Here is a 13,783-nt window from a genome sequence, read left to right on the forward strand (position 1 = left end):
TCCGCCTCTCCCCACGGTCACCACCCCGAACGGACCGTTGCACAGGAGGGACCCCATGGCGCTTCCGGAGATCGTCTCGCGGGACGAATGGCGCACGGCGCGCGAGGAGCTGCTGGTCAGCGAGAAGGCGATCACGCGTGCGCGGGACGCCCTCAACGCGGAGCGGCGCAGACTGCCCATGGTCGAGGTGGCGGAGGAGTACCTCTTCGAGGGCGGCGACGGCAAGGCCACCCTGCTCGACCTCTTCGAGGGGCGCGACCAGCTCGTCGTCTACCACTTCATGTTCGCGCCGGAGTGGGACGCGGGCTGCCGCAGCTGCTCGGCGTTCCTGGACCAGATCGGGCACCTGGCCCATCTGAAGGCACGGGGGACGACGTTCGCGGCCGTGTCGAGAGCGCCGTATACGAAAATCCTGCCGTTCAAGGCGCGGATGGGATGGACCGTGCCCTGGTACTCCTCGTACGGCGGCGACTTCAACCGCGACTTCGAGGCCACCCTGGAGATCGACGGGGAACCGGCCGAGCGGCCCGGCATCAGCTGCTTCCTGCGCGACCGCGACCAGGTCTTCCACACCTACTCGACCTATGAACGCGGTCTCGACGGACTCGGCTCGACCACCAGCCTCCTCGATCTCACCGCGCTGGGCCGGCAGGAGGAGTGGGAGGAACCCAAGGGGCGCGCGTCCGCTCTGGGGGCGCCCGCAGGCAGTGTGCGCATGCGTTATCACGATGAGTACGAAGACTGACACAAGGAGCGACGAAGGTGATCGCTGAGTAATCGAATTCTCACGCTTCGCGCTGAACGCGTGTCAACTACGTCTCAGTACGGCAACTCACCGAGGCTTTCGGGCTCCGGAAGGCGTTAACTCCTACAAGTGCTCCTACGGGTGAGCACACGCTTTCTGGAGGTGCAGGGTGGTGAACGGGCGAACAGTGCTCGAACGCTTTCCCGCTGGCGGGCCGCGTGGATCGTGGCCGGCGGAGGAGTTCGCGCAGGCGAGGCGTCTTGAGGGACTGCCGGCGGAGGTCGTCATGGACCTGGCGACCGACACCTTCCTGGTGATCGTCCGCAGTGGCGAGGCAGCGGCCGACGCCCTCGCATGAGGTCAGCCCGCCTCCTCGGCGGGCACCTTTGCCGTGAACTGCTCGGCCTGGAGCGAGTACAGCTCCGCGTAGACGCCTCCGGAGGCCAGGAGCTCGTCGGGGGTGCCCGACTCCACGAGGCGTCCCTGTTCCAGGACGTGCACCAGATCCGCGTGGCGTACGGACGCCAGCCGGTGGGTGATCAGGACGACCGTCTGACCGGTGCCGGCCAGGGCGCGGATCCTCTCGAAGACCTCCAGCTCGGCCCGGGCGTCCAGGGCGGCCGTCGGCTCGTCCACGATCAGGATGTGACCGCGCCGATAGGCGGCCCGGGCGATCCCGAGCCGCTGCCACTGCCCGCCCGACAGCTCGTGCCCGCCGCTGAAGTTGCGGGCCAGCAGCGTGTCCAGGCCGCGCGGCAGATCGGCCAGCACCTCCCCGGCCCCGGCCTCCGTGACCGCGCCGGCCACCCGCTCGTCGGTCAGCGGCACCGACGAGCGGCCCACCGCGACATTGACGCGGGCGGTGAACGGCCACCGCTTGAAGTCCTGGGCGACCATCGCGACCCGCTCGGCGAGCAGCCGCCGGTCCGCGTGCGCCGCGTCCACCTCGTCCCACAGGATCCGGCCCCGGTCGGGCGCGTACAGTCCCGCGAGCAGCTTCACCAGGGTGGTCTTGCCGGAGCCGTTCTCGCCGACCAGCGCGACGATCTTGCCGAGCGGCAGGGTGAGCGTCACGTCGTCGAGCGCGGGACGGGTCGTGTCACCCGGGTAGCCGAAGGTGACGTTCTCGAAGCGGATCTCGCGCGGATCGTCCGGGAGCGCGGTCCCGCCCGCCGGGATCGCCCACTGGGACGCCTCCTCGTAGAGCCGCTGGAGGTCGCCGACGAACAGGGCCTCCTCGTGCAGCGCGTTCATCTCGACGACCAGGGTGTTCAGGCTCTGTGAGCCGGTGCGCACCGCGATCACGGCCGTTCCGGCCACCGACAGCGCCATCGCGCCGCCCAGCAACAGCCCGCCGAGTGTCGCGTACGTCGCCACCGTCGCCAGGCCCGTCCAGGCGGCCGCGATCAGCCCGGTGCAGGCCGCGAGCCGGGCCAGCCGGGCCTGCTCCGCCTCCGCCGTCTCGGCCATCGCGCGATAGTGCCTGAGCAGGAACGGGCCCACCCCGTGGACCCGGATCTCGGGCGCCGACTCCGGCTCGATCAGCAGGGCGCCGAGCAGCCGGCCCGCCCGCACGTGCTGCACCCAGGTGTGGAAGGACTCGTACTGGCGGCGCGCGATCGTCAGCGCGCCCCAGCCGCTCGGGATCGTCATCGTGACCAGCAGCGGCAGCAGGGCGGGGTGCAGCACGGTCAGCACGCCCGCCGCCGCGACCAGCGAGATCATCGCGTTCACCACACGGGTCGCGAACGAGATCATCCGGCGGGCCGAGGTGGCGCCGTACTGCGCGGTGTCCAGCAGCTTGTGGAAGGCGTGGTCCTCGATCGCGGCCAGCTCCACGGTGGCCGCCTGTTCCAGGTACCGCTCGGTCGCCACCCGCTCGACCTTGGGCTCAAGGCGTCCCGTGGCGTACGTGGACGCCGCCCGCAACAGCGCTCCCGCGAACATGACGGCGGCCATGGTCACCAGCGCGGGCACGGCACCCCGCAGCCGGTCCTCCAGAGCGCCCCCGCCGATCAGCCGCCCCAGCACACTGTTGACGGCGAGCAGACTCACCGCCTGCGTCAGCCCCCGGCAGACCTCGGCGACCAGCACGATCCGCGCGGCCTGCCGGTCGGCCTGCCAGGCCAGCCGGAGACTCCCCGACAGCAGCGACGGAAGCCGCCCCACCATGGCCCTGAACCCCAGCTCCAGGAACGCGTCGGAGTGCGAGTTCCACCCCGCGTCGTACCGCAACGGTCCCCCGAAGAGCAGCCGCTCCGACTCGGAGACCCCGGGTTGCTCGGCGTCCGGCTGTTTCCCCACCGTGGACCTCCCCCGATCGCTGGACGGGGGCAACTATGGCGGGGCGGACCGGGCGGGGGCAGGGCGCAGAGGGAATTACGGGCAGCGCGCGGGCGCACACCTTTTTCGCAGGGGACACCGGTCCGCCCAGGGGCGCGGCCGGCCCTCGGGCCCGCACTGCGCAGGACGGCCTAACCGGCGGAGCTGACCGGCCGGGACCAGTTGGGTGTCGTCCCCGTCAGCCGGCACAGCGCCAGGTACAGCGGTATCGGCGGCGTATAGGGCAAGGTCCCCGCGCCCCGACGCACAAGAGACGGCACCACCGGGGCGTCCGGAACAACCGCCCCGGTGGCGTACTGGGCAGGTGTGGGCCACTCGAGCGCGTAGTCGGAGTCGGCGGGAACGAGCCACCACCAGTGCGTGGCATCGGCGTACACGCACCCGACCCGTGGCAACCGGGACATCAGCTGCCGGCCCAGCGACGCCGGCACCCCCACCGCGTCGCAGCCCAGCGGCACCGTCATCCCCTCCGGCACGGCCAGCCTGTGCGGCGTCCCCGGCGCCCGCAGCCCGCGTCCGAGGCGGACCAGCGTGTCCAGGGTCAGCGCCTGGCCGCCGGGCCCGCTCCTCACGCCCATGCGCCGGCGCCCCCCGCCCCGTGCTCGCGGGCATACCCCTCGGGCGCCGCTCTGTGATGCTCCTCGGCCTCTTCGCCCTGGCCCGGCTCCCCGGAGGGGACCGGCTTCGGGCGGGCCCCCCAGCCCAGGTCGTTGCGGGCCCCCCAGCCCAGGTCGTTGCTCGGGCCGGTGTCCTCGCGGGGCTCGTCCGCCTTGCGCGGCAGCTCCGCCCAGACCAGCAGGCCGGGGCCGTGCTCATGGGCGCCCCACGCGTGGCAGAGGGAGTCGACGAGGAGCAGTCCCCTCCCGTGCTCCTCTTCGCCGCGCTGCGGGGACGGATGCGGTTCACCCGGCGCGCAGCCCTCGTCGCGTACGGCTATCCGCACCAGGTCGTCGTTGTCGTGCAGCTCGCAGACCACACGGCTGCTCGCGGGTGTGCACGATGGCGTTGGTCACCAGCTCGGAGACCACCAGGGCGGCGGAGTCGCAGGTGTCCTCGCAGACCGACCAATGGGTCAGTCGCGCCCTCGTCAGGCGTCTGGCCTGCGCGGGAGAACCCGGGTGCGCGGCCAGCTCGAAACGGAACCGGCGCCGGACAGCGGCCCTGGAGAGGCCTGCTCCCGCGGCGGCACCGAGACCCTGGGGGCGGTCTTCGGCGGCGTCTGTTCCTAAGGACGGGGACGGAATCACGCTTGCCACTATCGCCCCGTCGTGAACACTTGGCAAGTGTCACTCTGAAAAATGCAGAGTGCTGTGTGACGCGGTGGGAGGCCGTGGCACACTGCTCGCAACAGCATGTTGAGCGGCGCCAGTTGGGATCACCGTAGATCCGTACGTATCGGTATTCGTACCGATGGTCATATCCGTACAGATCTTCGATTTAGGTCTTCGAATGGCGCCGCTGGCCTGTCAGCATGCTGCTGGCTGTGACGCCCGTACCCGACCTGTGACGCCCGTACATGACTTCGTGGAGGTGGAGCGTGAGCGAACCGCGGTCCGCGCCGACGGTGGGCCAGGTCGTCCTCGGCCGGCGCCTGCTGGACCTGCGGGAACGCGCCGGGCTCAAGCGCGAGGAGGCCGCCCGCATCCTCCGCGTCGCCCCCGCCACCGTCCGCCGTATGGAGATGGCCGAGGTCGGGCTCAAGATCCCCTATCTCCAGCTGCTGCTGAAGGCCTACGGCGTCTCCGACCAGGAGGCCGAGGACTTCGTCCAGCTCGCCGAGGACGCCAACCGTCCCGGCTGGTGGCAGCGCTTCCACGACGTACTGCCCGGCTGGTTCTCGATGCACGTCAGCCTGGAGGGCGCGGCCGCGCTCATCCGCGAGTACGAACCGCACTTCGTGCCCGGTCTGCTCCAGACCGAGGACTACGCGCGTGGCGTCCTGCGCTCGGGCGCCATCGGCCAGACCAGCCCCGAGGACATCGAGCGCCATGTGGCCCTGCGCATGGAACGGCAGGGACTGCTCACCCGCCAGGACGCGCCCCGGCTGTGGGTGGTCATGGACGAGACCGTGCTGCGCCGCCCCGTGGGCGGCCCGGAGGTGATGCGTGCGCAGATCGACAAACTGCTCGAGGCGACGAAGCTGCCCAACGTGACGCTCCAGGTCGCCCCGTTCGCGGCCGGGCCGCACCCCGGCACGTACGGGCCCTTCGTGCTCTTCCGATTCGCCGTGCCCGAACTTCCGGACATGGTCTACAGCGAGTACCTGACCGGCGCGATCTATCTGGACGCGCGCGTCGAGGTGGCGACCCATCTCGAGGTCATGGACCGCATGGCGGCGCAGGCCGCTACGGCACATCGCACGAAGGAGATCCTCCGGGATCTCCGCAAGGAGCTGTGAATGAATCGCATCAAGCCCCGCCTCTCCGTCTACAACGGCATGCCCGCCCGGGAGCTGGGGAGCGAAGGCTGGCACAAGCCGTGGAGCGGCGGCAACGGCGGCAACTGCCTGGAGGCGATGAAGCTCGCCGACGGCCGGATCGCCGTTCGCCAGTCCACCGATCCGGACGGACCGGCGCTGATCTACACCACCGACGAGATGACCGCGTTCATCGAGGGCGCGAAGGCGGGGGTGGCCGACTTCCTGCTCTCCTGACCTCGTTGCTCCCTTGCTGGGTAATCACTGCTGGTAATCCCTGATGAGTAAGCACTGACGGATGGGGGAGGGGCGGCAACTGCTTGGCGGCAACTGCTCGCCCCCGACCCACCCGCGGTTCACGACCCCCGGGCCCCACTCGACGCCAACGCCCCGCACAGCGCCTCCAGCGCCGCCCCGTACGCATGCTCGGGAGGCGTCGCGTACCCCACGACCAGACCGTCGTGGGCCGGCATGTCCGTCTCCGGGTGGCGGAACTCCGCGAGCCCGTCGAGCGCGACCCCTTGCCGCACCGCGGCTCCGACGGCGGACCTCTCGGTGCCCGGCGGCAGCCGCAGGACCGCGTGCAGGCCCGCCGCCACCCCGCTGACCTCCACGTGCGGCGTCCGCTCGGCCAGCGCGGCGACGAGCCGGTCCCGGCGGCCGCGGTAGCGCTGTCGCATCCGCCGTACGTGACGGTCGTAGGACCCCGAGACGATCAGGTCGGCGAGGGCCAGCTGGTCGGGCACGCTCGCCCAGGCCTCCCGCTCGCCCTTGGCCGCGAGCACGTCGTCGACGTACCGCTCTGGCAGCACCATCCACCCCAGCCGCACCGCGGGTGACAGGCTCTTGCTGACCGAGCCGATCAGGATCACCCGCTCGGGGTCGAGGCTCTGCAGGGCGCCGACGGGCTTGCGGTCGTAGCGGAACTCCCCGTCGTAGTCGTCCTCCAGCACCACCGCGTCCCGCGCGCGTGCCCAGTCGACCACCGCGGCCCGGCGCTCGGCGTGCAGCGGACCGCCGGTGGGGAACTGGTGCGCGGGCGTGAGCAGTACGGCCCGCTCGCGGCTCAACCGGTCGACCCGCGCGCCGTCTTCGTCGAGGGGGAGCGGGACGGTCCGTGCGCCCACGGCAGCGAGCAGGTCCCGGTGGAAGGGCAGGCCGTAGGCCTCGACAGCGAGCGGTCCGCGCAGGATCTGACCGCGTCCGTCTCCGCTCGCGTTTCCACTCCCGATTCCGCCTTCGCCTCGGCCTCGGCCTCGGCCTCCGCCTCCCTTTCCGTTTCCGCTTCCGAAGAGCAGTCGTAGGGCGTGGGCGAACCCGGAGCAGATGACGATCCGGTTCGGCTCCGTGCGCACGCCACGCGCGCGTGCGAGATACGTGGCGAGGGCCGCTCTCAGCTCCGGCCGTCCGGCGGGGTCGCCGGGGCCGAAGACCTCGTTGGGGGCCTGGTGGAGGGCCCGGCGGTAGGAGGCGAGCCAGGCGGACCGGGGGAAGGCGGAGGCGTCCGGGGTGCCCTGGCGGAGGTCGTGCGGGGTGGGCCGGCTGGGGTGCGGGGCGCGCGCGTGTGGGGGTGGCGCGGGTGAGGGCGGTGCGGGTGCTTTCGGGGGTACGGCGGAGCGGAGCGGCCGGGCTCGTTCGGCGACGCGGGTGCCGGAGCCCTGGCGGGCGGTGAGCCAGCCCTCGGCGACGAGTTCGGCGTAGGCGTCGGCCACCGTGTTGCGGGCGACGCCGAGGTCGGCGGCGAGCGAGCGGTACGGCGGTAGCCGGGTGCCCGGGGCGAGCCGCCCGCTGCGTACCGCGTCCCGCAGCGCCCCGATGAGCGCGGCCCGCCTGCTCCCCGGCCCGGAGAGCTCCAGATGCAGGTCGGAGCCGATCCGCTCCGCGTAATTGACCCACGATTCCGCCATGGAAATGCACCCTACAGGCGGTCTTTCCGGACCGTAGATTGATCACATGACGACGACGAACCCGCACATGACCGGTACGGCTCGACTCAACCTCGCGAAGGCCGCCCCGAAGGTGTTCCGGGCTCTGATCGGCTTCGACACGGCGGCCCGCGAGGGCCTCGACCCCGCCCTCGTCGAGCTGATCCAGATCCGCGCCTCCCACCTCAACCACTGCGCGTACTGCCTCCACATGCACACCAACGACGCCCGCAAGGCCGGTGAGACGGAGGACCGCCTCCACATGGTCCCGGTCTGGCGCGAGGCCCGCCATTTCTTCACGGAGAAGGAGCAGGCGGCCCTGGCCCTCACCGAGGCGGTGACGCTGGTGGCCGACGGGGGAGTCCCCGACACGGTCTACGCCCAGGCCGCGGCCTGCTTCGACGAGCAGGAACTGGCCCATGTGCTGTCCCTGATCCTCACGATCAACACCTGGAACAGGGTGGCCCTGGCGACGGCGAAGGTCGCGGGGACGGACGAGCGGGGCTGACTGGCCGGGGCGCTGAGTGGCCGGGGCGCTGAGCGGGCGGCGGGCTGAGCGGCCGGAGTGGGCTGGGGAGCTTCTCCGCGCCGCCCTACACCGTCATCGGACGGTCGTACGGCCCGATCGGCGCCGGCAGTTGCGAACTCCCCGTCAGATAACGGTCGACCGCCGCCGCGACCGCCCGCCCCTCCGCGATCGCCCACACGATCAACGACTGCCCCCGAGCGGCGTCCCCCGCGGCGAACACCCCCGGCACGTTCGTCGCGAACCCCGCGTCCCGCGCGACCGTCCCCCGAGGCTCCATCTCCAGCCCCAACTGATCCACCAGCCCGTCCCCCCGGTCCGGCCCGGAGAACCCGAGCGCCAGCAGCACGAGGTCGGCGGGAAGCGTCCGCTGCGTGCCCTCCACCGGCCGCCGCGCCGCGTCCACCTCGACGAGGTGCAGCGACCGCACGTGCCCGTCGGCGTCCCCGGTGAAGCGCAGCGTGGACGCCGCGAACAACCGTGCGTCCGCGTCGGCCGCGGGTGCCGTCCGCAGCTCACCGGCCTCCTCGTGCGCCGCCGACAACCGGTAGATCTTCGGGTACGTGGGCCACGGCTCGACATCCTCGTCCCGCTCGCCCCCCGGCTGGGCGTAGATGTCCAACTGGGTCACGGAGGCGGCCCCATCCCGCACCGCGGTCCCCAGACAGTCCGCGCCCGTGTCACCCCCGCCCACGATCACGACATGCTTGCCCGCGGCCGACATCGGGGACACCGCGAGTTCCCCCTCGCACACCCGGTTGGCGAGCGGCAGATACTCCATGGCCTGCTGGATCCCGGCCAACTCCCGCCCCGGCACGTCCAGTTCGCGCCAGGCCGTGGCCCCGGTGGCGATCACCACCGCGTCGTACCGCGTCCGCAGGTCCGCCGCGCCGATGTCCCGCCCGACCACCGTGGACGTACGGAACTTCGTCCCCTCGGCCCGCATCTGCTCGATCCGCCGCTCCAGATGCCGCTTCTCCATCTTGAACTCGGGGATGCCGTACCGCATCAGCCCGCCCGGCCGGTCGTCCTTCTCGTAGACGGCGACCGTGTGCCCCGCCCGCGTCAACTGCTGTGCCGCGGCGAGCCCGGTCGGCCCCGACCCGATCACCGCGACGGTCCCGCCCCGACAGCCGGTCCGGCGGCCGGGGCGGCGTGAACCCGAGCTCCCAGGCCCGTTCCGCGACGGCCACCTCGACGTTCTTGATGGTGACCGCAGGCTGGTTGATGGCGAGCACGCACCCCGCCTCGCAGGGTGCCGGACACAACCTCCCCGTGAACTCGGGGAAGTTGTTCGTCGCGTGCAGCCGGTCGGCGGCCTGGCGCCAGTCCTCCCGCGAGACCAGGTCGTTCCACTCCGGGATGAGATTCCCCAGCGGACAGGCCTCGTGGCAGAACGGGATGCCGCAGTCCATGCAGCGATCCGCCTGTTCGGTGATGATGGGCAGCAGCGCCCCCGGGACGTACACCTCGTCCCAGTCCCGGACCCGCTCCTCGACCGGCCGACGGGGCCAGTCCTGGCGGGGGATGGTCATGAATCCCTTGGGATCGGCCATGGCCGTCTTCCTCGCTCACGCTGGTGACGCTGACGCGTCCGGCGTGGCCGTGCGTCATCGAGCGGCACTCCTGCGGAACTTCTTCCGGCCACGATACGACTCCTCGGCCACGCGCGCAGAGTGCCGGCGGGCCGCTGGGACGGCGCCTTCTCCAGACCGGGTGCTCCAGGCCGCGGAGCGGTGTGCGCACGGTGTACGCGTGGTGTGCGCTCGGTGTGCGCGCTCAGGTGAGGGCCAGTACGTACGCCAGCGCCGCCGCGCCCGAGGCGATCGCGCGGACGTGGTTCCACATGGTCCACTCGCGCACGTACGTCGGCCAGTACGCCGTCGCCTCCGGGGTGCCCGGATCCAGCCTGAGCAGGGCGTCGTTGTGAGGCACGTTCGCCAGCATCGTCAACCCGAACGAACCGAACAGATACAGCGCGCTGCCCACCAGCAGTTCCACGGTCCCCTCCTCCGGCCACAGTACGAACGTCACCACCGCGATCACCGCGCACAGGACCGCGGAGCCCGCGAACACGGCCATGAACGGCGGCCGCACCGCGCTCACATTGATCGCGTTCATCGCGGCGACGCCCTGCGCGGGAGGCAACGCGGCGAGCCCTCTCATCACGAACGTCGAGAACGCGCAGAACACCCCGGCCACCAGCCCGGTGCCGAGCACCCCCAGTACGACCAGCACGAAGTAAGGCCCATCGATCATGCCCACACCAGCTCCCGCCGCCGACCCAGTACACCCGTCCCCACCAGTGAATCCCCCGCCCACGCTCCTCACCATGGCCAACCCACGCACCCCCATAAGCGGACGTCCATCCCCACCGGCCGCCCAGAACTCCTTCACACCGGTAATTGCGGGCCCAGCCCTGCCGTGCGGTCCGTGCCGGGATGGTCAACCCGCCCCCTCCCGCATCACCGTCCCCCGCCACCCCCTCAGTACCGCCTCCACCCGCCCCGAGATCCGCCGCCGCGCCTCGTGCCGTGCCACCCCGCTCATCAGCAACGTGTCGTACGGCGTGTCCACATGCCGTACGGACGCCACCACCGCCGACACCACCGCCCCCTCCGACAGGGCCCGCCCCGCCGCACTCCGCCCCACCCGCCCACTGCCCCGCACGGACGCGTGCGAGGCGATGGTCCGAGCCCGCTCGTCGGGGCACCCCGGAAACAGCCGCCGAATCTCCGCAGCGAACGCCTCCGCGAACCGCACGTCCTCCACCGCGCGCCGCCGCGCGTCCCGCACCCGACGCCGCCGTCGTGCCTCCGCGTCGGCCAGACACCGCTCCTCGGCCCGCGCCAGCCCCGCCTCCTCGACGAGGACGCCCTGCCGCTCGTAACGCCCCTTGCGTCGGTTGAACCGCACGACGACCGCCGACAGCGCGCTCTCCTCCCGCGACCGACGCGTGAGCGCCGTGTCCCCGCGCGGCAGGAACACCAGGTGTGCGAGGTCGGCGCAGTCGAGACACCGCGGCGCCCCGTCCTCGACGACGAGCAACGGCAGCGGCCCGCCGCGGCACTCCGCACAGTGCCGTCTTCGCAACGGCTGGACGACGAGAGGTCCACCGCGGGCCGGGGGAGTCGCGAGGCCTGTCATGAGGGGTTCATTCCCGAGCCGCACCCACCACTGACGCGGACCACGACAGACCTGGACATGGACCGCCGGCACCTGTGTCCGATGCCGCGTCGGCCACTCGACCTCGTCACCCCCCGCCCCCGCTGACGCATCATGGCCACGTGCGACTCGAAGCGATCACCTGGGACCGGCTCGGCGAGCGGCTGGCCGACCGCCTCCTCGATCTGAAGCCCGCCGACGGCAGCCCCTGGCCCCGCGTCGCCCTCGACGGCGCCCCGGCGGCCCGCCCCGGTGAACTCGCCGAGCGGGTGGGGGAGGCCCTGCGGATACGCGGCCGGCCTTCGCTCGTCGTCGGCACGGAGGGCTTCCTGCGCCCCGCCTCGCTCCGTCTGGAATACGGCCACCACGACCTGGAGGCCTACTACGACGGCTGGTTCGACACCGGCGCCCTCTGGCGCGAGGTCTTCGGCCCCCTCGAACCCGGCGGCGACGGCCGTGTCCTGCCCGACCTGTGGGACCCGGTCTCCGACCGCGCCACCCGCAGTCCCTACGTCCACCTTCCGCCCGGCGGCGTCCTGTTGCTTCACGGCCCCCTCCTGCTGCGCCACTGGTTCCCCTTCGACCTGACCGTCCACGTCCTCCTGTCCGAGGGCGCCCTCCGCCGCCGTACCCCCGAGCCCGACCACTGGACCCTCCCCGCCTACGAGCGCTACGCCGACGAGACCGACCCGGCCGGCACGGCCGACGTCCTGGTCCGCGCCGACGACCCCCGCCACCCGGCGTGGAACGGCTGACCCGGCGGGTCCGGGGGCTGTGGCCTCGCCGCCTGAACCCGGCCGCCGGCACCGCGGGGTTCCGGGTGCGGACCCCCGGTGACGCGGCGAGAATGTGTAGGGCGCCGGGACTCGCGGTGCCGCCCGCGTCGCGCCGGCCGTCCGGCATCGGGAGGTACTCCATGACCACCGCCGGAGACATCATGCACCGGGGTGCCCAGTGGATCCCCGCCCACGAGACCCTCGACCGCGCCGCCCAGCTGATGCGTGAACTCGGCGTCGGAGCCCTGCCCATCAGTGACGAGAACGAACGGCTGTGCGGCATCCTCACCGACCGCGACATCGTCATCGGCTGTGTGGCCGTGGGCCACGACCCGGCCAAGGTCACCGCCGGTGAGCTGGCCCGGGGCACCCCTCGGTGGATCGACGCGAGCGCGGACGTGGCCGACGTCCTGCACGAGATGCGGGAGCACCGGATCCGCAGGCTCCCCGTCATCGAGAACAAGCGCCTGGTGGGCATGATCAGCGAGTCCGACCTGGCCCGGCACCTGACGGACGAGCAGATCGCCGGCTGGGCCGAGAGCGTCTACGCGCGCTCCTCCACCACCCACTGACCCGTCCCGCCAGAGCCCCCGGTCACAGCCAGCCGTTTCGCCGGAAGCCGCGGTGGAGCACAGCGCAGGCGACGGCTATCACGCCCATCACCAACGGATAGCCGAACGTCCAGTGCAGCTCCGGCATGTGATCGAAGTTCATGCCGTACACACCGCAGACCATCGTCGGGACGGCGATCACCGCGGCCCAGGCCGTGATCTTCCGCATGTCCTCGTTCTGAGCGACCGTCACCTGCGCGAGGTGCGCCTGGAGGATCGAGTTGAGCAGTTCGTCGAACGCGGCGATCTGCTCCTTGGCACGCAGCAGATGGTCGGAGACGTCACGGAAGTACGCCTGTATCTCCGGGGCGACGACCTGGATCGGCCGGGTGGACAGCTCCTCCAGCGGGCGGCTGAGCGGTACCACCGCCCGCTTGAGCTCCAGGAGTTCACGCTTGAGCTGGTAGATGCGGCCCGCGTCGACCCGCGCGCCGTTGTCCGCGAACACCGCGGTCTCGACCAGGTCGATGTCCGACTGGACGGAGTCGGTGACGTCCAGATAGCCGTCGACCACATGGTCCGCGATCGCGTGCAGCACCGCGGCCGGTCCCTTGGCGAGCTGCCCGGGGTCGGACTCCAGCTCCTCGCGCAGCGGCCCCAGCGATCCGTGGCTGCCGTGCCGCACCGTGATCACGAAGTCCTCGCCGACGAACACCATGATCTCGCCGGTGTTGACCACCTCGCTCGTCGCCGTCAGCTCTTCGTGCTCGACATAACAGACCGTCTTGAACACCGCGAAAAGTGTCTCGCCGTAGCGCTCCACCTTCGGGCGCTGATGGGCCTCGACCGCGTCCTCGACGGCCAGCGGGTGCAGGTCGAAGAGGTCCGCGATGCCCTCGAACTCATGGTCCGAGGGTTCGTGCAGGCCGAGCCAGACGAAGCCGTCACGGCTCTTGCGCACCCGCTCCACGGTGTCGACCAGATCACCGGCGACCGGGATGCGGGCTCCCTCCTTGTACGTCACGCAGTTGACCACCGAGGTGCCCAGCGGGGAACGGGCGTGGTGGCTCAGGTCGACGCGCGGGCGCCGCCGCGTCAGCCGGGCCACCTTGCGCAGGCCGCCGACCCTGCCGAGGCTCGTGACCTTTCGCAGATTCCCTGCCATGGACATCTGGGATCTCCTCGTGTGGATCTCCGTGCGACGCGTTTCTGCGTCCTGGCGCGCCAGTTTGCCAGGTCGGGGCAAGCGCCGGGTGAGCCTGTGGACAGGGCAGGTTCCGCTTGGTTCCCGTCTGTGGAAAACCCAACAGTCCTCGTAGAAGGAACCGCGTCGTCC

Annotated in this window: 13 protein-coding genes and 2 pseudogenes; 7 read left to right on the top strand and 8 right to left on the bottom strand. The window is 71.6% G+C overall.

Annotation, left to right across the window (positions count from 1 at the left end):
* The first annotated feature begins 55 nt into the window (after positions 1-55).
* Both RKD20_RS33235 and RKD20_RS33240 read left to right on the top strand, forming a co-directional pair.
* A complete protein-coding gene (locus RKD20_RS33235; RefSeq protein ID WP_424880929.1) occupies positions 56-745 on the top strand; it encodes a DUF899 domain-containing protein in 690 nt (229 codons plus the stop codon).
* Positions 746-917: 172 nt separating this feature from the next.
* Positions 918-1,103: a hypothetical protein gene (locus RKD20_RS33240; RefSeq protein ID WP_031061093.1), complete on the top strand. Its 186-nt coding sequence runs from the start codon at positions 918-920 to the stop codon at positions 1,101-1,103.
* A gap of 2 nt (positions 1,104-1,105) precedes the next feature.
* On the opposite strand, the gene RKD20_RS33245 is transcribed toward RKD20_RS33240, so the two are convergent.
* The 3 genes and pseudogenes from RKD20_RS33245 to RKD20_RS33255 all read right to left on the bottom strand — a co-directional run bounded on the left by RKD20_RS33245 (position 1,106) and on the right by RKD20_RS33255 (position 4,344).
* Positions 1,106-3,049, bottom strand: a complete 1,944-nt coding sequence (locus tag RKD20_RS33245; protein WP_424880930.1) for an ABC transporter ATP-binding protein — start codon at positions 3,047-3,049, stop codon at positions 1,106-1,108.
* A 170-nt stretch (positions 3,050-3,219) separates the two neighbouring features.
* Entirely contained in the window at positions 3,220-3,666 is a 447-nt protein-coding gene (locus tag RKD20_RS33250; RefSeq protein ID WP_424880931.1) for a hypothetical protein, read from the bottom strand.
* A pseudogene (locus RKD20_RS33255) lies at positions 3,657-4,344 on the bottom strand (ATP-binding protein). The gene RKD20_RS33250 and the pseudogene RKD20_RS33255 overlap by 10 nt, the downstream one beginning before the upstream one ends.
* Before the next feature lie 281 nt (positions 4,345-4,625).
* On the opposite strand from RKD20_RS33255, the gene RKD20_RS33260 reads away from it, so the two are divergent.
* Positions 4,626-5,486 (top strand): helix-turn-helix domain-containing protein, encoded by an 861-nt coding sequence (locus RKD20_RS33260; protein ID WP_424880932.1) that lies wholly within the window; start codon positions 4,626-4,628, stop codon positions 5,484-5,486.
* Positions 5,487-5,741 (top strand): DUF397 domain-containing protein, encoded by a 255-nt coding sequence (locus RKD20_RS33265; protein WP_020120036.1) that lies wholly within the window; start codon positions 5,487-5,489, stop codon positions 5,739-5,741. It begins immediately after the preceding gene.
* Positions 5,742-5,860: 119 nt separating this feature from the next.
* Here RKD20_RS33265 and RKD20_RS33270 read toward each other — a convergent pair whose 3' ends face one another.
* The gene (locus RKD20_RS33270; RefSeq protein ID WP_424880933.1) at positions 5,861-7,411 is read right to left on the bottom strand and encodes a PLP-dependent aminotransferase family protein; all 1,551 of its coding nucleotides are present in this window, start codon (positions 7,409-7,411) and stop codon (positions 5,861-5,863) included.
* A gap of 46 nt (positions 7,412-7,457) precedes the next feature.
* Between RKD20_RS33270 and RKD20_RS33275 the strand changes: the two genes are divergently transcribed.
* Positions 7,458-7,937: a carboxymuconolactone decarboxylase family protein gene (locus RKD20_RS33275; protein WP_402261226.1), complete on the top strand. Its 480-nt coding sequence runs from the start codon at positions 7,458-7,460 to the stop codon at positions 7,935-7,937.
* Between the two features lie 85 nt (positions 7,938-8,022).
* On the opposite strand, the pseudogene RKD20_RS33280 reads toward RKD20_RS33275, so the two are convergent.
* The 3 genes and pseudogenes from RKD20_RS33280 to RKD20_RS33290 form a co-directional block, all read right to left on the bottom strand.
* A pseudogene (locus tag RKD20_RS33280) lies at positions 8,023-9,511 on the bottom strand (glutamate synthase subunit beta).
* Between the two features lie 223 nt (positions 9,512-9,734).
* Positions 9,735-10,214, bottom strand: a complete 480-nt coding sequence (locus tag RKD20_RS33285) for a DUF1772 domain-containing protein (RefSeq protein WP_424880934.1) — start codon at positions 10,212-10,214, stop codon at positions 9,735-9,737.
* A gap of 186 nt (positions 10,215-10,400) precedes the next feature.
* Entirely contained in the window at positions 10,401-11,102 is a 702-nt protein-coding gene (locus RKD20_RS33290; protein ID WP_424880935.1) for a DUF2293 domain-containing protein, read from the bottom strand.
* A gap of 140 nt (positions 11,103-11,242) precedes the next feature.
* Here RKD20_RS33290 and RKD20_RS33295 point away from each other — a divergent pair, with 140 nt between their 5' ends.
* Together RKD20_RS33295 and RKD20_RS33300 are read left to right on the top strand one after the other, a co-directional pair.
* A complete protein-coding gene (locus RKD20_RS33295) occupies positions 11,243-11,875 on the top strand; it encodes a uridine kinase (RefSeq protein WP_385994461.1) in 633 nt (210 codons plus the stop codon).
* 161 nt (positions 11,876-12,036) lie between these two features.
* On the top strand, positions 12,037-12,468 hold the full coding sequence (locus RKD20_RS33300; protein ID WP_424880936.1) for a CBS domain-containing protein: 432 nt from the start codon (positions 12,037-12,039) through the stop codon (positions 12,466-12,468).
* Between the two features lie 22 nt (positions 12,469-12,490).
* Here RKD20_RS33300 and RKD20_RS33305 read toward each other — a convergent pair whose 3' ends face one another.
* Positions 12,491-13,618, bottom strand: coding sequence for a magnesium and cobalt transport protein CorA (locus RKD20_RS33305; RefSeq protein WP_424880937.1), 1,128 nt, complete (start codon positions 13,616-13,618; stop codon positions 12,491-12,493).
* Between the last annotated feature and the right edge of the window lie 165 nt (positions 13,619-13,783).

This window comes from Streptomyces sp. SLBN-8D4 (assembly GCF_049739545.1).
In the GTDB taxonomy this organism is placed as follows: Bacteria; Actinomycetota; Actinomycetes; order Streptomycetales; family Streptomycetaceae; genus Streptomyces; species Streptomyces canus_C.